This is a genomic window from uncultured Acetobacteroides sp. (assembly GCF_963667355.2).
In the GTDB taxonomy this organism is placed as follows: domain Bacteria; phylum Bacteroidota; class Bacteroidia; order Bacteroidales; family ZOR0009; genus Acetobacteroides.
The window spans coordinates 152365-175289 of the sequence record NZ_OY763328.2; the positions used below are offsets into that span (position 1 = coordinate 152365).

16 protein-coding genes are annotated in these 22925 nt (G+C 45.7%); 5 read left to right on the plus strand and 11 right to left on the minus strand.

All coding sequences use genetic code 11. The annotated features are described in order from the left end of the window. Positions 1 to 639 precede the first annotated feature (639 nt). The 8 genes from ACHZA1_RS00705 to ACHZA1_RS00740 form a co-directional block, all read right to left on the minus strand. A complete protein-coding gene (locus ACHZA1_RS00705) occupies positions 640 to 4098 on the minus strand; it encodes a family 78 glycoside hydrolase catalytic domain (RefSeq protein ID WP_320053318.1) in 3459 nt (1152 codons plus the stop codon). A gap of 635 nt (positions 4099 to 4733) precedes the next feature. Beyond that, positions 4734 to 5264, minus strand: a complete 531-nt coding sequence (locus ACHZA1_RS00710; RefSeq protein ID WP_320053319.1) for a GNAT family N-acetyltransferase — start codon at positions 5262 to 5264, stop codon at positions 4734 to 4736. Positions 5265 to 5643: 379 nt separating this feature from the next. Then, on the minus strand, positions 5644 to 6822 hold the full coding sequence (locus ACHZA1_RS00715) for a hypothetical protein (RefSeq protein ID WP_320053320.1): 1179 nt from the start codon (positions 6820 to 6822) through the stop codon (positions 5644 to 5646). Between the two features lie 138 nt (positions 6823 to 6960). Continuing rightward, positions 6961 to 7494 (minus strand): hypothetical protein, encoded by a 534-nt coding sequence (locus ACHZA1_RS00720; protein WP_320053321.1) that lies wholly within the window; start codon positions 7492 to 7494, stop codon positions 6961 to 6963. 250 nt (positions 7495 to 7744) lie between these two features. Then, complete coding sequence (locus ACHZA1_RS00725) at positions 7745 to 8740, minus strand: restriction endonuclease (RefSeq protein ID WP_320053322.1); 996 nt, start codon at positions 8738 to 8740, stop codon at positions 7745 to 7747. Positions 8741 to 8995: 255 nt separating this feature from the next. Beyond that, positions 8996 to 9124, minus strand: a complete 129-nt coding sequence (locus ACHZA1_RS00730) for a hypothetical protein (RefSeq protein ID WP_320053323.1) — start codon at positions 9122 to 9124, stop codon at positions 8996 to 8998. A 267-nt stretch (positions 9125 to 9391) separates the two neighbouring features. Next, positions 9392 to 11782 carry a TIM-barrel domain-containing protein gene (locus ACHZA1_RS00735; protein ID WP_320053324.1) on the minus strand — a complete coding sequence of 797 codons (2391 nt, stop codon included), beginning with the start codon at positions 11780 to 11782 and terminating at the stop codon, positions 9392 to 9394. A gap of 63 nt (positions 11783 to 11845) precedes the next feature. Then, positions 11846 to 12406: an energy transducer TonB gene (locus ACHZA1_RS00740; RefSeq protein WP_320053325.1), complete on the minus strand. Its 561-nt coding sequence runs from the start codon at positions 12404 to 12406 to the stop codon at positions 11846 to 11848. 617 nt (positions 12407 to 13023) lie between these two features. Between ACHZA1_RS00740 and ACHZA1_RS00745 the strand changes: the two genes are divergently transcribed. The 5 genes from ACHZA1_RS00745 (at position 13024) to ACHZA1_RS00765 (ending at position 20291) form a co-directional block, all read left to right on the plus strand. Next, a complete protein-coding gene (locus ACHZA1_RS00745; RefSeq protein WP_320053326.1) occupies positions 13024 to 13620 on the plus strand; it encodes a TetR/AcrR family transcriptional regulator in 597 nt (198 codons plus the stop codon). A gap of 72 nt (positions 13621 to 13692) precedes the next feature. After that, a complete protein-coding gene (locus ACHZA1_RS00750) occupies positions 13693 to 14721 on the plus strand; it encodes an efflux RND transporter periplasmic adaptor subunit (protein WP_320053327.1) in 1029 nt (342 codons plus the stop codon). Position 14722: 1 nt separating this feature from the next. Beyond that, a complete protein-coding gene (locus ACHZA1_RS00755; RefSeq protein WP_320053328.1) occupies positions 14723 to 19213 on the plus strand; it encodes an efflux RND transporter permease subunit in 4491 nt (1496 codons plus the stop codon). A gap of 46 nt (positions 19214 to 19259) precedes the next feature. Continuing rightward, positions 19260 to 19868, plus strand: coding sequence for a TetR/AcrR family transcriptional regulator (locus ACHZA1_RS00760; protein WP_320053329.1), 609 nt, complete (start codon positions 19260 to 19262; stop codon positions 19866 to 19868). 246 nt (positions 19869 to 20114) lie between these two features. Then, positions 20115 to 20291, plus strand: coding sequence for a histone H1 (locus ACHZA1_RS00765; RefSeq protein ID WP_320053330.1), 177 nt, complete (start codon positions 20115 to 20117; stop codon positions 20289 to 20291). 69 nt (positions 20292 to 20360) lie between these two features. Here the strand turns inward: ACHZA1_RS00765 and ACHZA1_RS00770 are convergent, their stop codons facing one another. From ACHZA1_RS00770 to ACHZA1_RS00780, 3 genes are read right to left on the minus strand one after another with little or no spacing between them, the layout of a single operon-like run. Beyond that, positions 20361 to 21056, minus strand: a complete 696-nt coding sequence (locus tag ACHZA1_RS00770) for a (Fe-S)-binding protein (RefSeq protein ID WP_320053331.1) — start codon at positions 21054 to 21056, stop codon at positions 20361 to 20363. A gap of 2 nt (positions 21057 to 21058) precedes the next feature. Next, positions 21059 to 22237 (minus strand): cysteine desulfurase family protein, encoded by a 1179-nt coding sequence (locus tag ACHZA1_RS00775; RefSeq protein ID WP_320053332.1) that lies wholly within the window; start codon positions 22235 to 22237, stop codon positions 21059 to 21061. After that, positions 22224 to 22925, minus strand: coding sequence for a GTP-binding protein (locus ACHZA1_RS00780; RefSeq protein WP_320053333.1), 702 nt, complete (start codon positions 22923 to 22925; stop codon positions 22224 to 22226). The genes ACHZA1_RS00775 and ACHZA1_RS00780 overlap by 14 nt, the downstream gene beginning before the upstream one ends.

Below are 22925 nucleotides of genomic sequence, written 5' to 3' on the forward strand. Positions count from 1 at the left end.
TTATTAAGTATTCGATAAGCAGCCGATATCCCTCTCTTAAGCCAATGTCATTAGGTTAAGGAAAAACATTTCCTCGGAGTGTCATCCCGTGCTTGTCACGAGATCTATCGTCTGCCCGAATGGTCCTCCGTTCGGCTGAGGCTTCTGCCCATAGCTGTCAAGCTAAGAGCAGATCTTAAAAAGATAGGATCGAGATTAAGCACTAGCACCTGATTGAAGCTGGTTATCCCCTCCTTGGAGGGGGAAGGGGGTGGGTTTGTTCGTTTAAATCAACATTACTCGCTTCACTCGCGTTCTTAACCACCCCTACCTCCCGCCTAAGCGGAAGGATAACCAGCTGCTATTAAGTGTTCTTCTTTAAAATTACAGCCTAACTTGACGGCTATGGGCTACTGCCTCAGTCGAACGGTTGCAACTTCGGCATTGCTAAGTAGCGGTCAAAGACCTCAATCCAAAAGTAGCAAAAAAGTAAAGCGTAGCCATTGATGGTGGCCACGCTTTACTCTTTTTGCACCTTCTACTGTTTAATATATGTCTGTTTACCGCTTCTATGTTTCTATGGAAACGCTAGCGTTCCATTGTACTGTATATAAAACATGCTAATCGTACAAACCACATGTTCTCAATAAACCAGCAACTCTACTTAAGAACATTAACCTCATATACGCCAGGCTGTACCTCAAAGGTGAAGGTACCGCCTTCGTTTCTAACAAATCGCACCTGCTTTACCTTCTCGAAAGGCGCATTGTTTATGGTAATATCCTTCAAACTTTTGGCCCTCAGAATAAGTGTAGCGGATGTATTTGAGGGAACTTTAAAGCTGTAAGCTATGGTTGTGTCTGCTATTTTCCAGCTACTTTCAATCCTACCATACATCGAGTCGTAATATCCTTTTGCAAAACTCATCTTACCTGTAGGATCAGGCTCGGGTTTTAAAACAAAATGCTTAAATCCTGGCGATTTCTCATCGCGTGCAATACCCAAACAGTAGCTGTACATCCATGCACCAACAGCGCCAAAAGCATAGTGGTTAAACGAATTCATGTTGTTATTACCTCCAAAGCCATCGATATGGGTATACGAATTAAGCCTTTCCCAAATGGTTGTGGCACCTTGCTCGATAGGATAAAGCCACGAAGGGTAGGTTGTTTGCTGTAAAAGATGGTATGCTAAATCGGTTCTACCATAGTTCGACAATGCCTTACTTATCCATGCAGTTCCAATAAAACCGGTCATTAACGAATAGGGTGGCGTTTCAATGTTCTGATCTGTTTTACCCACTCTAGTAATTGTGTTAGCAAAATTAGCGGTAACCTTTTCGGTAATATCACCATCCACAATACCAAAGGCCAATGGAAGCGCGTAGGATGCTTGCGTATCAATTACCTTTTCTTTAAATATGGTTTTTCCACTTGTTCTATCTAGGTAGGTTTTATTGAAGAAGGCTTTTCGCTCATCGCAGAGCCTTTTAAACTTAGCTGCATCTTCTGGCCTATCAAGAATCTGAGCCACTTTGCTGATGATATCCAAGTCGTAAATTAAGTAGGCCTCCCAGAAAAGTAGTTTCTCGTTGTTTCTATCTTCCAAGCTTAGCCAATCGCCCAAGCTGCCCCATGTATTCTGCTCCTTCTCTTTGAAGATACCTGTTTGAGGATTTATATCGCGTAGTAGATATTCAATGTAGCTGCACATTGCAGGGTAATGCTCCTTCAACAACTCTTTATCATTATATTGCTGAAAGCTCTCCCATGCAACGGTAATGCCAGCACTTCCCCACATCATCTCGCCAAAACCAACACCCAATGGTGCAACATCAGGGAAACGGCCATCCTCGCGTTGTACATCGCGCATGGTTAACATATGGCGGCGCAAAAATTGAGGTATTGTTGCCAAATAGCATGCGGTAGGCGAGAAAACAGAGATGTCGCCGCTCCATCCTAATCGCTCGTTGCGTTGGGGGCAATCGGTTGGTATAGACATAAAGTTAGCATAAGACGACCATGTTATATTCTCCCACAGTTTATTTACCAACGGATTTGATGTTTCGAACTTCGACGACAGCTCGGATATAGAGCTTAACACCCGCGCCCTAACATCGCTTAGTGGGAGCGGTTTGTCAATTCCTGTAATTTCAATATACCTAAAGCCATGGTACGTAAACCGTGGTTCTACTACAGCCTCGGTACCTTTTGCAATATATATATCCTGAACCATCGCAGCTCGAATATTTTCGAGCATAATCATGCCGGTATTTTCTTGATATCCCGGAAGATTAGGATACTTTACTTCGGCAAAACGAAGCTTTATCACCTGACCAGGTTTAGTATTCTTTAGAGTGATTTTAGGAACACCTGCCATATTTTGGCCCATATCGTAGATAAAGACACCTGGACGAATTTCTTCCACAGACTGTGCTGTTAGCTCTTTTATATCCTTCACCGCAGCACCATACTGCCCGGTAAGCTTCGACGTGCCAAAGCTATCTTGGGTCAATGCTCCATTAGGATAGGCAGTTCCTTCCAACGGAACCTCTGAACATTTTACCCAAGCCGAGTCGTCATACAGTGCGGTCGACCAGCCTTCAACCAGCTTCTCTTTGGTAGCATCGTACACCTCGCCCTGAAACATGCTGCTATATACAGTAGGACCATTGTTGAAATACTTCCACACCGAAGGGTCCGAAACTATTACATCGGTTGTTCCATCGGCATAGGTAACAACCAGCTTAGCCAGCAGCGACTGCCTGTCGCCAAAGAAGTTCCAGAATTGCCCCATGTAGGTGCTACCACCACTCCACCAACCTTCGCCAAGTATTGCACCCATGCCGTTCTTACCTTGCTTCAGATAGCTGGTTACATCGAAGGTCTGGTACAGCTGCGTTTTATTGTACTGGGTAGAACCCGGATTAAAGTAATCGTCGCTAATCCTTTTACCATTAATATACATATCGTAGATACCCCGTGAGGTAACGTACAAACGCGCCTTCGATATCTCTGCTTTAGCAGTAAAGCTGGTTCTAAGCATTGGCATCGAATTCCTTGAAGGATCTACTGTTTTAAACACACCTAAAGAACTCGTACTACCAGCCTCTTTAAAATCATCGGAGAATAGCACATTCGATGGCGCCCTAAAGTTCCTTACCTGTACATTCGAGAAGGTTGCTTTTTGATTTTCGCGTAGCGCATATCCAATATTGGCAACAACAGGGTAGGCTACAAAGTCGCCTCCTTGCCCGTTAGGATTCAAGTTCGCGGTTCCGATTTGGTTTTCCTTCGTTTCGCCATCAACATAAAACTCGGTTTGCCCTAGCACCGAGTACAGGTACACGGTATGCGGCTCAAATCGGTTTTGGTTGTTGATAAGGGACGACGAGATATCAAAGCTTTTAAGTGGTCGATCGCACTTATCTTTGGACGCGTAACCTGCCCTATAAATATTCATTCGAGCTTTTCCACCTGAATTTAAGGATGCAAGATCGAGCTCTACTAAAACATAGGAGCTATCACGCTTATTTTCGAGCTTATATATATTTTTATTCTTATCCATCAGCCGCTCATCATTCGCACCGTATATAAAACCCGCCTTTGTGCTATTCGATTTCTTATCGAGCTGTACCCCGAAATTTATCTTAAATACCGGAAGATATTGCGAATAAAAGGTCAAATGGTTACCGCCTATCCACTTGGCACCATTCCATGCAGACTCATGGCAATCCATCAGGCCTGTTTCGAACCACGATTCTGCCAGATGCTTCTTCTTTTCCTGATCCCATACAACAAGCTGCCATTTATACCGTGTAGCAGCTTGTAGCGAACTTCCCTCGTATCGTATATTCAACGATTCACCGCTAAATACTTTCCCCGAATTCCATACCTCCCTATTAGCATCGGTAAACACTATAAGCTGGTAAGCTGTTTGAAAGCATCCGGGCTTGTCGGATTCCATTTGCCAGCTAAATCGTGGATGCTCTACCTCAATTCCCAAAGGTGTTTGGGTATATTCGGTTTGCAGCTTTATTATCCTAACAGCTGCTGCTTTAGCATTTAGAATCGGAAGAATTAGAATTATCAGAATAGCCGCAAGTTTTACCTTTTTCATTTGCTCGGTTACGGTTAAATTATCAATTCGAAGAATAGCTCATTACAGGCACAGTATAATGCTAGGTATTGTACACACAATATGCCCATATCTCAGCCTTCGCATAAATTGTACGGACTCCAGCCGTTCGGCATTGAAAGCCTAAAGCCTCGCCTTCTTAAGTAGTGCAGGTTACACTATACTAACAGCATAGGCGCCGCTTTAGCAACCTTTATACCGCTGCTAAAGTAAGCGAATCGTTAGCAACACAGCAAAGCGCATTTCTAGTATTCTCCATAAAAGCAACGCTTACGCACATCTCCTTAATATGCAGCCCGAAGCTAAGCGTAGGCAATGGCTAAATCGTGCTTAAGGCAAGCACCTACCGCATTAATTACAGACTGGTAGCCTTGCAAAAAAAAAGCGTAGTAAAGAAATACGCTTAGGACCATAAAAGGTTCTTTTTTATTCTCCTATAACTGCGGTCAAAGACCGCTACTTATGTTCAGCGGCATTACAAAATGCAGCCGAGTCCAGTGTGTTTATTCTACGGCGAGTAAGGGGCAACAAGCGCTTGCAGGTTTCCATTCTCTCAGCCTGCACTGCAACTACTGCGCCGCAGCAAGTTTCCACCTACCACTTCGCCCACTTGTTGGCTATACAGTTTGTTGGGCTTTCATGCCTCTCTTTATTTCATAAGTTAGATATTCCTGTCCGTTATCAGTTAAACCCGTTTCTATTTTAACCATTCCGCACTTTTCTGATAGAATTATCGAATTTATGTTTTTTGAATACATTCTTGCGATTAAAGTCTCAACATTCAGTACTGTAAATGCGTAATCAATTAAACCTAAACAAGTTTCCTTTCCATACCCTTTTTGCCAATGTTTAGAGTCAATTATATATCCAAGTTCTAACTTCGAAAGGTTATTAAATGAATTAAATATTCCAGCTTCTCCAATAACTTCACTTGTCTCTTTAATTTCAATTGCAAATATTCCGAATCCTAACTCATAGTTGATATTAGTCGCAGCATACTTGTCGTTAAGTTCATTTATAGTCCATTCGGATCTTCCTGTCGAAATAAATTGCATGTTTTTAGTCTTGTTATAAATCCTATGCAATTGACAAATGTCAGATGTCGAAATGTGTTTTATAAAAAGTCGTTTTGTTTCTATTACAACCATCGTTTGTTTTTCTGTTATTGCACCAAAACCTGCTCTCCATAGCCTAAATCAACGCTTGAGGCTAGGCGAAGTTTAGCTACGCAGAACTCGCACTTTGTACTCAGTTGTAACTTCGACATTGTTAAGTAACTGTCTACAGACTGCAATCCAAAAGTAGCAAAAAAGTAAAGCGCAGCCTTAATGTTGGCTACGCTTTTATACGGTTCTGCTGCTTTGGCGTTTAATGGTGACTAAAGGCGCTACTGCTTAACAACCTTCTGCCTACCAATCGGGCAAAGCCGTCCGCCAAACGTGCGCTGATGGTAGCTCTGGCTTAGATGAGCCTCCGCTTGATTCATAGCACACCTACGGCAAACTAAGCAAAGGTTAGCAACAACAACTATATTTTTTGCCCTTTTCTATATTTCACAAACCTAGACATTCCATTCTTTCTAAATTCAATTCGTAATTCTTCATTATCCTTTCCAAATTTCCTGTCAAATACTTTTTGCGAGAGCTTAGAAATAGGCTGATTATTAATGCTAAGAATTGTATCTCCAATATTTAATCCGCCGATATATGGAGCAAACTGCCGATATGCACATTTCACTATAGCAAAATCGCCATCCTTAATGGCATATATCCCGCTTACGGTTGATTTAAAGGGTTTCTGATAACCTTTTCTTGACTTTAAATATAGCTTCTCATTCTTAAAGTCGATGGCATAATCAAATCTGCTCATCAGCTCGTTCCCAATTAGCCCATCATAGTAGGTATTGCTATGGGCTCCATGCAAATCCTTAGAAAAGGATACTACTGGCAGAGGTATTAAATAACTTGCAAATTGAATTTGATTTGCCCTAAACTCACCACCATCCGAATTTCCCGAAACCCCAGCATCTAAAATTGTGTAGTCTATTACATCTGATATATGACCCCTAATTTTGTTGTAATAAGGCGTATTTAAGATAATAATATCCGTACAACCCAAATCAATCATTAGCCTAGGCTCTACTATCGGTCCTCCTTTAAGCTGAATTTTAGGTCGAATAAAAATTCTTTCACGCTCAAATTCGAATGGTATACAAGTATCATATTTTTCTGAATTAGCCAGCGTATCAATCCTAAGCGTCAAATTCGTATTACTAATATGGAGAACCCCTCCACCTATAAAATCATTACCAACAAGTCCTGCTATCTTTTCATTAAACACGGCTTCTAAATTAAAAATAGGAATAGAATCAAAAGAAACATGGTGCAAACCCAGACTAATGTTTAATGAGTTACGAATCATTTTTATTTTTCGATATCCTCGATTGCCAGCACCTCCAATTCTTGCCGTATCTATCTCGCGAATCAACTTCTGCTTATCCGAAACAAAGGTACTATCAAACAGTAAGCCCGATGCTCCTGTATCGTATATAAACATGCCTTTAATACTATCGTTTACAAGCGCTTCAAACTTTATATATCCATCAAACGTAAATTTGGTATTTACCTGTTTACCAACTCTCGCACTCTGACAACTTCCCAAAATTAATAGAAGTACGAAACCTGCTATTTTATGTCCTGTCCACATGATATGTTATTATTAAGTAGAGTTTATGATTCAGCAGTATAGGTAGCAACTGCATGTAAATTTCCATCAGCTTCTCTGCTAAGCATTGCGTCCCTACGCTCAGCTGAATATGATTTGCTATCATCTTTTTTTAATTTATCACCATAAATTCGGGTTAGTTAAAATATTTGCTAGAATATTTGAAGCCACATCTGCCCCAAATCCGCTTATTATCTCAATGATTTTTTTATGTTTTGTCGATTTTGCTTCATCTGCTTTTAATAGTTTTTCAATCTCAACCCACTGAGATTTAGTCAACTCGTCTTTAATAGCTGATAATATTAGATTAACATTAACAGTTTGATTCTGTGTTAGATTTATTTCGATGCCTGAACTATTTTTCTTTTTTGTTTCAGGAAGACCAAATGTTTCTAATTCAGTTATCGTTGCTTCAAGAACTTCCTTTCCTTGCAGTTTGCATTGATTAATATTATTGTTGTAATTTCCACCTAAAGCACGCAAATCTGATACTCTGTGCCGAATTTGGTTTATAGTCTTTATCGCAGAATAAGATTCTCCAAATATTCTTTCTAAAAGTATAGTTGTTGAACCTTTCCAAGCATCTAAGTCGAAATCTGGTTTGTCAAACTTGGAAATCTGAGATTTTAATAATTCAATATTCGTTTCAATCATGTTGCTTTTTTTTCAAACTTTCCCATAACGTTTTGCGGTATGAAACGTAGTGGAATGCGTAGCGAGAACTTACCCCCCGCTACTAACCTTGCCAGCGGGGTTACAACTGTTATCGGTATTAAAAATTGCCAATTGCGGGCGATTTCCTATCAAGTTACACAAAAGTTGAAGCGGACTACAACCTTTGAATAACCTACTATTCCGGCAATTTTTTATACCACATGTTGTGGGCTGTTGTTTTTTTTCATTTTTATTTTAACGGCCAATAAATCTTTTTAAGTGGAACTAAAGACTTTGTCTCGTTGTCAAAACTATCATAATACTGTATAATCAATTCGACTAAAATATCAGAATCCACTAAAGTTATTGGAATATTTGCTCTTTCTGCTTCATATTTTGCATCTTTAGAAAATCCGCCTGTTGAAACATATAATCCTTTGTCACTTGCCCTTAATCCACCGAGAAAACTTCTCACTTCTTGCGACCCCATTGAACCTTTTCTGTGTTTGACTTCTATGACAATCTTTGGGTTTTCTAATCCTAATCCATCGGGTGAAGCAACAATATCTTTTCCTCGGTCAGAACCTCTTGGACTAACTCTTGTTTTATACCCCATTGCTCTTAGTATCCCTGCAACAAGTTCTTGCATTTCCTCCCAATCCAATAATAATGCTTTGTCCTTTATAAACTCATGTGATTTGGCTATAAAATCATCTTTGATAATTTCTAACGATTCTTGTTCAGATACCTCTTCAATCGTTTTTGACGGTTTGCCAGCCAATAGAGAAAACAAATCTTCTCGTGCTTGCTTAGGAATATCAAAGATTGTCAGAGTCGCACCAAGTGTATTTTTCGTTGAAGTTGACAAGTCATCTCGTTGTACTTTTCCAATCCATTTAATCTCACGAGTATGGTAATATTCACATAATTTTTCATCAAATTTATAATCAGATGCTATTTCTCCGATTGAATATGTCCGTTCTGAAGGATTATAGGTCATTACACAATCACCAATTTTGAAATCAATCAGAAATCTATAAATCTGTCCTGCACTACTAATTACTTGACTATTTTTATATTCAGGATAGATTTTTCGAACAAGTTCTTTCAGTTTTTCAATATTATCAACTTTCGATAAATCTCCAGTTGCATTCCAACCGATTGAAACTATATTTTTTGTCAAGAAGTCTTCTACTAAAAAGGCTCCTTCACCTGCCCTAACCATCCATAATTGATTTTTATTCATGTTATTCTAAATTTTGCAGTGTCATTTTTTTTGTAATTGCCCGCCAACTAGTTTATATATGCAACAAAGCTGCGCCTATCCCCCCATTTTCGGTATATCTGCGCAGCTCCTGTTACGCCTATACGCCTACCAAAGAAAACTAATAATCACAAAACATCAAAGGTATTTTAACCCCTTATCCTAATAAAAAAGCGGAGTCCCGCCAAGGCGAGACCCCGCATAACCAAGCAGTGTATAGTACAAACAAAAGTAATTCTAGTTCTTGCTCATCTTAATCACAAGCTTAACCGTCTCGCTGCCGCTGATATCGGCCGTAGCCGGGTTGCATTTAAACCCAGGCCTATTAAACTCCAGATTAACCGAATCGGCGCCCAACCCCTTCATGTACGATAACCCATTGGCGCTGGTCTTCTATTAGCATAGAAGCGGCCTCTCATCACTACGACCTGAAGCCCGTAAGGGCTTCAATTTTAATAGCCCCGAGTGAAACTCGGGGAATTAGGTCGGAGGATGAAAACAACCCCGAAGGGGTTAAATAGCCTCTATGAGAAACGGGCTAGCTCATTACTAATACCCACCCTATTCATTATAGGACCATAAAAAAACCCGGATTGCTCCGGGTTTTATAACTATATCGCCACTTGGCAACACCTACAGCTTCACTTCGACACGCTTTCCTTTATACCTTACTACGGGATCAAACTTTTCGGTAGCGCTAGTACCAGTGCCCTTAGCAGTATCAACCAGCACAATGCTAAATGTTCGGCTCTCCATCATACCGGGGAACGCTCCTATCCTATCACCAATTATTAGGCACCTCCTTTTGTCGTTCCACTCGAGCTTAATTAGCGAGTATGCCCCTTTCTCGTAGTTGTAGCTGTCGTTTTCGTCCTCGTACAGGGTAAATTCGCCATTTGCACCCCTATAAACACGAATCTCAAGGTTGTCCCACCTCTTTTCGGTGGCATACTGCACCTTAGGACCAATGGGTAGGATAGCCCCTGCCCTCACATACAAAGGGATGATATCGAGCGGAGCCTCCTTTTTTACGGTTTGTCCGCCACCGAGCTTTGCTCCAGTCCAGAAGTCGTACCAATCGGCCCCCCTTGGCAGGTAAACCTCCTTTGTTTTAACGGTACTATAGTCTTCAACCGTTAGGGTATCGGCTCCTTTCACCTGTTTTTTCGAGTACATGGGCTTCGAAACTGGGCTTACCAGCAGCGATTTCCCAAACATAAACTCATCGTTAATGTCCAGCGCCTGCCCATCGGCGGCAAAGTCCATTACAAGGGCACGCATCATGCTCGAGTGATTGGCCGTTACGCTCCACGAGGTAGAATAGATGTAGGGCAGTAGCAGGTATCGCATGTTAATATACTTTGCAATCGCATCGTAGGTTGGATTGCCCTTTTCCCCGAACTGGTAAATCTCGCGGGGCACCCCCTCGCCATGCGAGCGCATCATCGGGCAGAATGTCCCAAGCTGAATCCAACGGACATGCAGCTCCCAGTAGTCGGTGTTCTCCAGCGGGTTCTTAAACTTCCACAGAAAGAATCCGCCCAGGTCGCTATTCCAATAGGGAATTCCGCAAAGCGAAAAGTTCAAGCCAGCCGATATCTGGTTTCGTAGGGCATCCCACGAGGCCACCACATCGCCCGACCACGTGTTTGCGCCATAGCGCTGCTGACCGGCAAATGCCGAACGGGTAAGAATAAATACCCGCTTTTCGGATGTTAGCGAGCGCTGATGCTGCGAAACACCACCTACGGTCATTAACGGAAAGGCATTGCGCACCTTTCGGAACGATCCCAAGTAGGTTTGGGTATCAAAGTCGGAAGGCTTAGGATCAAGATGATCGGGTTCCGAAGAATCCATCCACCAGCCATCCATTCCCAGCGAAAAGATGCCCTTGTTAAGGTAGCTCCAGTAGATATCGCGTGCTGATGGATTGTACGGATCGTACACCCTAACCCCCGATGGGTAATCCTGATTGGGTGGCCACTTCTCCGAACCCGATTCGGGCCAGGTTTTAAAGCGGTACAAGGCCCCTATCCTATCCAAGTCCCTATACTGCTTTGTCATCGGTCCAAATGAGTTCCAAATGGATATAATCATATGAGCATTCATGCCATGCACATCGCTTACCATCTTTCGAGGATCGTAAAATCCGGGATTAAGGAACTCCATGGCATTCCAAAGGTAGTTGTTGCCCCAGTACTGCCAATCTTGGATGATGCCATCGAGCGGAACGCCCAGCTCACGAAAGCGCTTTACCACGCCTACTAGTTCGTCCTGGCTCTTGTAGCGCTCCCTGCTCTGCCAAAATCCGTATGTCCACAGGGGAAACATGGGCGCCTGCCCAGTAAGATTACGCATGCACCCAACTACGCCATCGGCATTGTCGCCTAGCATAAAGTAGTAGTCAATGCCATCGCCTACATCCGACTTAAATAGCGTTTGCTCGGGGCTATCCTCAAAAACAGTTGGCGAGTAGTTATCCCAAAACACGCCATACCCTTTAGACGACAGGAAAAATGGGATGTAGTCGTCGGTATTCCCCTGCACCATGTTCAGCTTCAGGTTACGCTTCGACATCTTTCCCTCCTGCTGCTGGCCCAAACCGTAAATGGCCTCATCCTTTCCGAGAACGAAGGATTGCGCGACAGTAAACGTCTTAACACCCGCATCGTCAAAATCGGCAAAAGTGGCACCTGCCTCCTTTTCTGTCATTAGCGGCACCTGCTGGTTGGCAAACGCAACAGTACCCGTTTTTAGATTTAGCAGCACCTCCATCTTGACGCTTCTCAACGACAGTTTATCGCCAGACTGCCTTACGCTAAAGGCTACCTTTTGTGGTTTTTGAATAACCGAAAGGCTTTGCTTCTCAAACGTTTTACCTTCGGGATACTTCACAACCCGTACCGTAGAGGGTCCATACAGCTGCAGCTCAACCCTAACAGCATTTACCACTGCCGTCACCCCATAATCGGTCTTCTGATAAGTCTGTGCCTTACCGGATATGCTAACAGCTAGAAGCAGCATAACACTTATTTTAATCCGCAATCGCTTCATATCTTCTTTATTTTATATAATCATCTCCTACTGTTACTCAAGCGTAAATGTTATCGGAATTGTAAAATCGACACTTACATTACGACCATTTTGTCTCCCTGGTATCCATGCCGGCATTGACCTAATAATTCGAATAGCCTCCTTATCCAATTCCGAAGAAACACCTCGTAGTACACTCACATTTTTCACCTTTCCACTTCTATTTATAGTAAACCTTATGTAGACAGTACCCTCTATTCCCATATCAAAAGCTTGTTGAGGATAGATTAACATGCGTTTTAGATATCGCATTAACTCCTCAACACCGCCTCCTGGGAATTCAGGATATCTAGAATCATCATGAAATATATTTTCCTGTAATACCGAGGTGGTATCTTTTACTTCTTGATATGCTGGTATATAACACATAACACCATCATCATCATCAAATTTTGATGTTGTATGTTTTCTTTTTTTTCCAAAACTCGGTTTACGCTTATTCGTTAGCGTATCAGCACCTTTTGTAATTGCAGCATTTCGAACCCCAGCTTCAGCCTCGCTAGAACCTTCATCAGTCTCCTCCGTTCCTCCACTGCAGCTTACCAGTAAGTTCATCAGCGATAGAATTAGAATACCTACGCTAATTTTTCTTTCAAAGTATCTGCGTTTATGGGTCAACCTAAAAAGCATTGACATCCATACAATCATCAATCTACAACACAAGACATGCAACCTTAGAACAAATATCTTCATTTATCACTTCTTTCAGCCAACCAATATTATTCGAAACAGTTTGAATGAGGCTCTAAACCAAAGCCAAGCAAAATTACCCCATAGCGCAACAGCATCACCTTAGTCATTGTAATGTTGCTGTCGGAGAACCGCAATAAATGTAGCAAAAATGTAAAACTTTATTCTGTTGTCAACCAAGGATTCATCCATCAAGCCAAAGCATAAAACCTACCCCATTTACGGAGACCTATAGCCCATAAAGACTTCAATTTTAACAGTCATGAGTGGAGTTTGGAGAATTAGTCCACCAGATGTAAACACCCCTCCAAATGGTTGAATGTATTTACTGATAAACAACCAAATACCGCCATACCACACACCCCTTTCGCCATAGAGCCCATTGCCACATCGCCTCTTTTTCCACTAATTTATCTTAAACGTGAATCAGCAATAGTAAATCCTCCTACATTTGCATACCGATCGTTCAGTATTTATCTACCATGAGTGACACAAAAGAGTATATCATCGACAAGAGCTACGAGCTGTTCCTAACCCACAGCTACGAGGCCGTTTCCATCAGCGACATCAGCAAGGCCATCGACATGACCAAGGGCGCGCTCTACCACCACTTCCTCAACAAGGAAGAACTTTTCAAGGCGGTGGTCGATAAGCACTTCATATTTCCAGTAAGCACGCTTGATATCGAAACAATCCCCCTAAAGGAGTTTATCGACGAAAACATTAAGTCGATGCGTCATACAATAGACAGCTGCCTATCGTACAGTGCCGAGTTCTCCCCCATCAACTACATCTCCTTCTTGGTCGATGCCTCGCGCCACTACAAGGGGTTTCTCGATAGCACCGATAAGCATGTAAAAGACGAGGAGACAAAAATGATTGTTGTGCTAAAAAATGCAATCAAACGAGGAGAAATTCGCGACGACATCAATGTCGAAGTTACCGCCTACACCTTCACCTCGCTACATATGGGCCTTGCCGGAAACCTTGTTTCCAGTACCGCAAATGTTGAAGAATCATTCTCAATACTCAAGAAACAGGTCCTCGAGTACTACAAGCTCCTCAAGAAAAATGATTAGCCGTATCGAGTACGGCTTTTAATTTGCCCCACAACATACCAAACGTTTAGTATTTTCAAGAAAACAATTTATATGAAGACAACGATTATTGCCAGCTTTGGCTTGCTGGCCATCACGGCCTGTTCCAACCACCCAGCCACCACCAGCACCAACGCGCAGGATGGCATTAAGGTAAACGTAGCAACGGTTAAGGAGGTTATGGTTAACACCGACCTGCACTACAGCGGCACCGTAGAGCCACAGCAATCCATCCCCCTCACCTTCCAATCAACTGGGATCATTACCCAGGTGCTCGTGCAGGAGGGCGACGCCGTGCGCAAGGGTCAGCTGCTGGCTACCGTCGATAAAAGCGACAACGAGTCGATGTACAACGCCGCAGTTGCCAAGTACCGCCAAGCCAAGGATGCCTACGACCGCCTAAAGGTGGTATACGACAAGGGAAGCCTTCCCGAGATCAAGTGGGTGGAGATGGAGACCAACCTCAAACAGGCGCAGTCGCAGATGGAGCTCTCCAAGTCTAGCCTCTCCAAGTCTAGCCTTCGCGCACCCGTTGCCGGCATCATCGGCAAGCGCAACGTCGAGCCCGGGCAGCACAGCGCCTCGGCCGTCACCCCCCTCGAAATTGTCCGCATCGAGCGCATCTACGTCAAGGTGGCCGTCCCCGAAAACGAAATCGGTAAGATCCGCAAGGGCCTCAAGGCAACCTTCACCATTTCCGCCCTCAACGATAGAACCTTCGAAGGTACCATCACCAACGTAGGCGTAGTGGCCGACCAGATATCTCGCACCTACGAGGTGAAGATCGAAGCCGCCAACCCTCAAATACTGATGAAGCCCGGCATGGTTTGCGACGTAAAGGTGCACCAGAACCAGCTGGTAAAAGCCACCGTTGCCCCCTACCAAGCTGTTAATAAGGACGACCAAGGGAAAACCTACGTTTTCGAAGTCGACACCATCGCTAAAAAAGCGAAGAAGACTACCGTTACAGCTGGGCAGTACGATCAGAATGGCGTTATCATCCTCTCCGGATTATCAGCCAACTCCTTGGTAGTAACCGAAGGAAAAGAAAAGCTTACCAACAACGCCAAAATCGTTTACTAGTATGGGCGCAAGAAAAATCGGATTTATAGAGGCCGCCATGAAGTATAGGAACATCGTATTTACGGTGGCAGCACTCCTTCTTATTATAGGTGTGTGGGCGCTAAAGGAGATGCCCCGCAACGAATTCCCCGAGTTTACCATCCGTCAGGGTCTTGTAGTGGGTGTTTACCCGGGTGCAACCTCGGCCGAGGTCGAGGAGCAGCTAACCAAGGAGGTCGAGAACTACATCTTCGGATACAAGGAGGTGAAGAAGGCCAAAACCTACTCGCAGTCGCGCGATGGCATCATGTACATCTTCGTGGAGCTAAACGACGACGTTAAAGACTCCGACCGCTTCTGGTCCAAGCTCCGCCACGGCCTTAACGAGCTGAAAGCTTCGCTGCCATCGGGCGTGCTTGCCCTAGTGGCCAACAACGACTTTGGCGATACAGCCGCGCTCCTCATCACCCTCTCCTCCGACACCAAGTCGTACAAGGAGATGGAGCAGGATCTCAAGCGCCTCGAGGCCGAGTGCCGCAAGATTCCGGCCGCCTCCAAGATTAAGCACTACGGGCTACAAAAGGAGCAGATCCACGTTAAGGTGCGCCCCGAAAAGCTCAACGAGTACAACATCAAATCGCTCTCGCTCCTCAACGCCTACCAGTCCAACGGCATGGTCAACAGCGCTGGCGTGCTCAAGGATGGCAAGAACGACCTCACCGTTCACTTCCCCACCAACTTCGAGTCCGAGAAAGACCTCTACGAGCAAATCGTCTACTCCGATCCCAACGGCAACGTCGTTCGCCTAAAGGATATCGCCACCATCGAACGCAAGTACGAGGATCCCGACAGCTACATCCGCCAGAATGGAAGAAATACCATCCTCCTATCACTGGAGATGCAGCCCGGCAACAACATCGTACAGTTTGGTAAGGATATCGATAAGGCCATTCAAACATTCGAGGGCTACACCTCTAAGGATGTTAAGGTCGAAAAGATCTCCGAGCTCCCCAAGTACGTCGACGAGTCGATCTCAAACTTTCTGGAGGAGTTTATGCTTGCCATCATCTCCGTGATTCTGGTTACCATGCTGCTGCTCCCCATTAGAGTTGCGTCGGTTGCTGGCGTCACCGTGCCCATCGCGGTGCTCATCACCTTGGGTATCCTCTTCTTCGTCGGCTTCGAGCTCGACACCGTTAGCCTTGCCGCCCTTATCGTGGTTCTGGGTATGATTGTCGACAACTCCATCGTGGTAATCGACAACCACGTCGAGAAGCTCGACCACGGCATGGACCCCTGGAAGGCTGCCGTTAAGAGCGCCAAGGAGCTGCTGGTTCCTATCATTGCCGCAACGCTGGCAATCATCTCGGCCTACCTTCCGCTAAGCATATTCCTTCCCGGCGTATCCGGCGAGTTCGTCTTTGCCTTCCCTTACACCATTGCCATCGCCCTCTTTGTATCTATTCTGGTAGCGATCCTTATTGTTCCCTACCTCAACTACCGCTTCATCAAGAAGGGATTACTCCATCACGAACATGATAATCAAACCGATGGTACGGATAAAAAGAATGCGGCTTCGGAAAAGAAGGGCAAGTCGATGCTCGATAGGCTGCAGGACTTCTTCGATAAAACGCTGGAGGCAGCCTTCCGAAATCCGAAGACAACCGTTGGAATTGGCATAGGCTCTGTGCTGCTCTCCTTCGTGCTCTTCGGCCAAGTTAAGCAGCAGCTTTTCCCCGACATGGAGCGCAACCAGCTGGCCATCGAGGTTTACCTCCCTACCGGCTCGTCGCTCGAAAGCACCGATGCCGTACTTAGCAGTGTCGAAAAAACGCTGAAGAAGGATAGCCGCGTCACCAATGTTACCAGCTTTATCGGAACCGGCTCGCCCCGCTTCCACACGGTGTATGCGCCCAACATGCCCGCGCACAACTACGGCCAGATGCTCGTCAATACCACCTCCAACGATGCTACCAAGGAGCTCTACGCCGAGTACGCCTCTAAGCTCGCCGATGCATACCCCAATGCACACGTTAAGTTTAAAATTCTCTCGTTACTGGCCACCAAGGCGCCTATCGAGATCCGCATTTCAGGTGATTCCATTGCCGACCTGCGCGCTGCCGAAAAGCAGGTTAACGCCATCCTTGCTAAGACAAAAAACCTAGCTTGGGTTCGTACCGATTGGGATCAGCAGCAGCAAAACATCCATGTCGACATGGATAAGGACAAGGCCAACCGAATGGGATACACAAAAAGTCTGGTAGCAACCTCGCTCCTAGCCTCGCTTAACGGACTTCCGCTAACCACCATCTGGGAGAACGACTACCCCGTACAGGTTAAGCTCTACAAGGATAGCAACACGCCCAAAAGCATAAAAACCCTACAGGACGAGTACGTAACCTCGCCAAGTACCCTATCGGGCGTTCCGCTTCGCGCCTTCGCCAAGCTTACTCCCGAATGGACCGAGGGAACCATCGTCCGCCGTAACGGCATAAGAACGCTAACCGTTCAGGTCGATGTTTCGCCCAATGTGGTCCCTTCCGATGTCTTCTCCGAGATAAAGCCTCAAATCGACAAGCTTAAAACCCCCAATACAACCATCTCATACGGCGGCGAGCTCGAATCACAGCTCGAAACCTACATCCCAATGGCCATCGCCCTTTTGGTGAGCATCGTTATGATTTTCTTCATCCTGCTCTTCCAGTTTAAGAAGATAAAGCTATCGCTGCTCATCATGAGCACCATGCTTCTGGGCCTACCAGGTGCTGCAATTGGCCTCTACGTAATGCACTTCCCCTTCGGGATGACCGCCTTTATGGGTGTAACCAGTCTCTGCGGTATCGTTGTCCGTAACGGCATCATCCTAGTCGATTACGCCCACGAACTCGCCGAAAAGAACGGCTACTCCATCTACGAGGCCGCCCTTGCAGCCGGTAAGCGCCGTATGCGCCCAATCTTCCTAACATCGGCAGCCGCTTCGGTAGGTGTAATATCGATGATTGCCAGCCGCTCGCCGCTATGGGGCCCACTCGGCACCGTTATCTGCTTTGGTTTGATGATTTCGATGGTGCTTACGCTGTTTATCCTCCCCGTTGTTTACTGGTTGGTGTACCGCAAGGAGTCTACCCCCAGCAGCAATGCAACCATTCCTGCCTCCACGCTTATTATTATAGGTATGATGCTCGCTCCTGCAATGGGTAACGCCCAAGCTGCAAAATCAGCTGCAGTATCAGCCCCCATCCAACGCCATCTAACGCTCGACTCGTGCAAGGCAATTGCTATTAATAATAGTAAAACGCTAAAGCAGTCGCAGCAGGAGGTGCTGGAATCCATCGAGCAGAGCAAGAGCGCATTTACCAGCTACTTTCCTGTAGTTAATGCAACTCTTGTGGCAATGCGCGCTCCCGATTACCTGATAAAGACACCGGCAACCAACCTTCCCGTTTACGACGGAAACCCTGCCAACTTAGCTGCCCCAACGCAGTTCACCTACGTACCCGGGTTCAACGTGCTCGACAAGGCCAACGTCGCCATTGTCCGTGCCACTCAGCCCATCTACGCAGGAGGTCGAATCGTCAACGGCAATAAGCTAGCCTCTTTAGGAAAAGAGGTTAGCCTAAAGCAGAAGGAGATGTCCACCACCGAAGTGCTGGTTAAAACCGAAGAGCTATTCTGGACCATCATTGCCCTTCAGGAGAAGATGAAGACCGTCGAGAAGTACCAGGGCTTCCTCGACACCCTCTCCCGCGATGTTGCCAACATGTGCAAGGCAGGCCTTACCCAGCGCAACGACCTGCTTAAGGTACAGATAAAGCAAAACGAGCTGCAAATGAATAGGCTGAAGCTGCAAAACGCCATTAACCTAAGCAAGATGGCGCTCAACCAGCAAATTGGGCTCCCCAACGAAACGCCCATTGCCCTCGACTGCGCGCTCAACCAAAAGCCTACAATGCCACAGCTCGCCAACAAGCAGCAGGCAACAGCCAACAGGGTGGAGTACCAGCTGGTAGGCAAAATGGTAGAGGCCGAAAAGCTGCAAAAGAAGATGATCATGGGAGACTACCTCCCTCAGCTAGCCCTCTCGGCCGAGTGGGACTACTTCGACATCAACAATAGCAGCACCAAACAAACGTTTGCAATGGTATCACTAAGCATCCCCATCAGCGATTGGTGGGGAGGCTCCAAGAAGATAAAGCAGCAGCAGTTTAAGATCCAACGCAGCCAGCTCAAACTCGAAGAAACCGCCGAGAAACTCGAGTTGCAGATGAGCCAGTCGCAGAACGAGGTTACCGAAAGCGTTAGCCAGATACAGCTATCGGAGAAGATGGTTCAGCAGTCTACCGAAAACTTCAAGATATCAAACGACAACTACAAATCGGGAGTTATTGGCATATCCGACCTACTCGAGGCTCAGGCTCTGCTTCAGCAAACCCAGAACGAGCTATCGGAGAAGATGTGCAACCACCAGATCGTAATCTCCAAATACCAGCAGGCATTTGGTATTTACAAGTAGCACTCACAAAACAAAAAAACAACCGTGTATCCAAAAACAATTAGCTATGAAGTCTAGGAGGCTATTTTATACTAGTAGAATTGCAGAGGTTTTCCTCGAGCAGCAAACCTCGAAGATGAAGGTTGAAGACCTAGCCCTATCGCTAGGGGTTACCAAAAAGACGCTTTACAACTATTTCGACAGCAAAAAGGAGATGGTTGAGAGCGTAGTCGATTACATTTCGAAAAGAAAACTAAACGAAATAAGGCAGGGGCTTACCGAGATCAATAACCCAATCAACGCATTGGTTTACGTTGGAAAAAGCATTTTCAGCATATCTCAAACGTACAACGCCATCGTTGAACTCCCTATGGACTACTTAAGCTCGCCCATTGTTCAAAGCATTTTTAAAGAAAGACGCGAAGAAATCCTCGAAATCGTAACCTTTCACTTTTGTAAAGGTGTACACTTAGGCCTCTTCGATTCGGACATAGACATCGAGCTTACCAGTAACTTCTACATCTTTCAACTCGAGAACCTTTTTATAAGAAAGAATTCGCTGTCCAACCATCAGCAGCTGGTGCAACTCCTTTACTACTATTTGAAGGGGAACTGCACCTCTAAAGGGCTCGAAGTTCTAAGAGAATCGTTCGATTTAAGGGTTACTGCATGCTAGCGTATTCGCCATTTTCTAACAAATAGGGTGTCAGTTTTTTGTGGATTTTACGCCTCAAAGTGTAGATTTAACAAAAAAAACGCATTTATTTGACCAAAAATATCGAAAACATAGTGAGAATGTAGGCTCTAGGCTATTGCACGTTATTTTTTTCTGTATATTAGCTTTCGTAAACATCAGAAACGTTACCGTATTTTTGATGGATGCAAAAGTTAACATCAATACTAATTCAACTATTTTATTGCAATGCAAGAACTACTTAACCAAATCAAAGAGCAAATTGCACTTTACAACGAGAACGTAGAGGCATACTCTTCTAAGAACAGTAAAGCTGCAGCTGCTCGCGCAAGAAAAGCTACTTTAGAGCTGACTAAGCTTTTTAAGGAGTTCAGAAAGCTTTCTATCGATGATTCGAAGAAGTAAGTAGAAAGAAGTATAGGAAAGAGGGGTCATTCTAAAGAATGACCCCTCTTTTTATTTGTAGGTAATGTTCTACCCTATCAGCAATCCTTCAATCCTAACCTTATAGGAGCCATCCCTCAGCTTGGTAACGGCGTTTACCAAACCGCTATGCCTCCACTGCAGCATGCATCGACGAGGTAAAAACCAGTACCTCATTCCCTGCTTAATCTCCACCTTGCTCTCCTTAATGATTCCCTCGTAGGCCTGGGAAACGTAGTAGCCAATATCAACGAAACCCTCCGCACGAGGTCGTAATGGGCCGGTAACATTCCAGTTAATCACCCCATTTCGGGCATCGGCGGCAGAAACAATACCGCAGTGGGTGATGGGGCAACCGCACGACATTCCCATTGGACGCCCAATCATGACGTCCCCCTTCTTAACGCCCAGCTCTTTTATCAGCGCTGGATTGTAGGGAAGAATAGTCTCCTTGGGGCCAGGCTCATCTGGAAAGCAATCGAGAATAAAGTCGAAGTCCCGCTTTAGGTTGTCCTTCCATTCCATTTTTTCGCCAAGGCCCGAAGCCTCCTTGGCGCACATAAAGCACCCTTTTGCATCCTCTTTGTTCCCTAGCTTATCGGCGATATGGATGCATTTTTTAAGTTCGGCATCATCCTGTGCGGCCAAGCCCGCCAAATCGCTGCAGCTTTTACATCCGCAAGCCCCGCAATCCAACTTGGGAAGCGAAGCAAGTATTTCCTCATGCTTTTTTGTTGCTGTTTCCATCTTTATAAAGAAAAAATTGAGTTGAGTTTTTCTACCTTCTGAACAAGAACCCGAATGAAAGCATCCACATCTTCTTCGCTGTTGAACCGTCCGAATCCGATTCGTATGGCACCCCGTGCCTGAAACTGATCGCGGCCTATGGCCTGAAGCACGTGCGACGCGTTGTGGGTTGAGTCGTTGTTGGAGCAGGCCGAACCGGCCGAGACGGCAATGCCCTCCTCGTCGAGGAGCAGCAGAAGGCGAATGGTTTCGCCCTCGAGGCCGCCTATTGCGAAGTTAAGGTAACCCGACAGGCGGCTTTCCATGCTGCCGTTTACGTAAAAGCCATCGAAGTGGTGCTGAAGCACGTCGATGGTGCGGCTACAAAGTGCCGATAAGCGCTTGGCCTCTACCTCCATCTCGGAGATGCATAGCTCGGCGGCCTTTGCAAACCCGACAACTCCTGGAAGATTTTCGGTGGTGGAACGAATGCCAAACTCCTGGCCTCCTCCATGGAGCAGGGGGGTAATGGCCGTTCCACGCTTCACGTAGAGGCATCCAACACCTTTCGGCCCGTAAATCTTATGGGCATTTAGCGACATCAGCGTAACGCCAAGCGAAACCACGTCGACTGGAACCTTACCAAACGACTGGCAGGCATCAGTATGAAGGAAAACGCCCCTTTCGCGGCAAATCCTACCGATCTCGGCGATGGGCTGAATGGTTCCAATCTCGTTGTTGGCGTGCATCACCGACACCAGAATTGTTTTGGCGTTGATTAAGCGCGACAGGCGCTCCAAATCAACAACCCCATCGCCATCGACAGGAAGGTAGGAGACGAAGAATCCCTGCGTTTCGAGCCACTTACAGGCATTAAGTACGCAGTCGTGCTCTATCTGCGATACAATAATATGGTTTCCCCTATGCCGATTGGCAAAGGCAATCCCCTTTAGAGCCAGGTTGTTTGCCTCTGTTCCGCCCGAGGTGAAGACAATCTCGTCGGGGTTGGCGTTTATGAGCTTCGCCAGCCGGCTTCGGCAGCTTTCGAGGAGCGCCTTGGCCTGAGTTCCGAACGAGTGCAAGCTGGAGGCATTGCCAAAGTCGTCCATGTAACACCTGGCCATCTCGTCGAACACCCTTTTATCAAGAGGGGTCGTTGCTGCGTTATCGAGATAAATACAATGGGCCTTACTCTCCGACATAGAACAAATCGTTTTCCATGGTTCGAAGCACCCCGAAGTGGTTCTTCGCTCCGATCTCCTTTTTACCTACGCAAATGGTACACGTACCCACAGGAGGGTTACCCTTAAGGAACATTGGCTGCTCGATATCCTTTGTCTTGAGGATTTCGCGAACGATAGGATCGATGCCAATGCCGTACAGGGCGTTGCTCTCCACCACCATGATCTCCTTGGCGGCTTCGAGAATGCGGTACCGGAACACCTCGCGCTCGGCCTGAGATATCAGGTCGATTTTGGTAACCACGCTGATGTCGGCTAGGGTTAGCATGGGGCCAATTTTTCGGGGCAGGTTCATCCCGCTGGTTGCCTCGAGCACCACAATGCCCAAGGAGTTCTCCACATAGGGCGAGCAGCGCAGGCAAAGGCCGGCAGTTTCAACAAAAAGGAAGTCGGCCTGTTCGCTTTCGGCCCACTCCACCGCCTCGTCGAGCACCACCACGTTGCAGTGGTCGGGGCAAAGTTCGCCAGAGTATATGCGCCTGGTGGGAATACCAAACTCCTTATTAATTAGCTCGGCCTCGTCGGCAAAAAGGACATCTATCTTCAAATAGGCTGGTTTTAGCCCCTTACCTATGATTCGGCGGATTACCTGGCGGATTACGGTTGTCTTTCCACAGGTTGGAGGTCCTGCAATAACAATTAGCTTCAT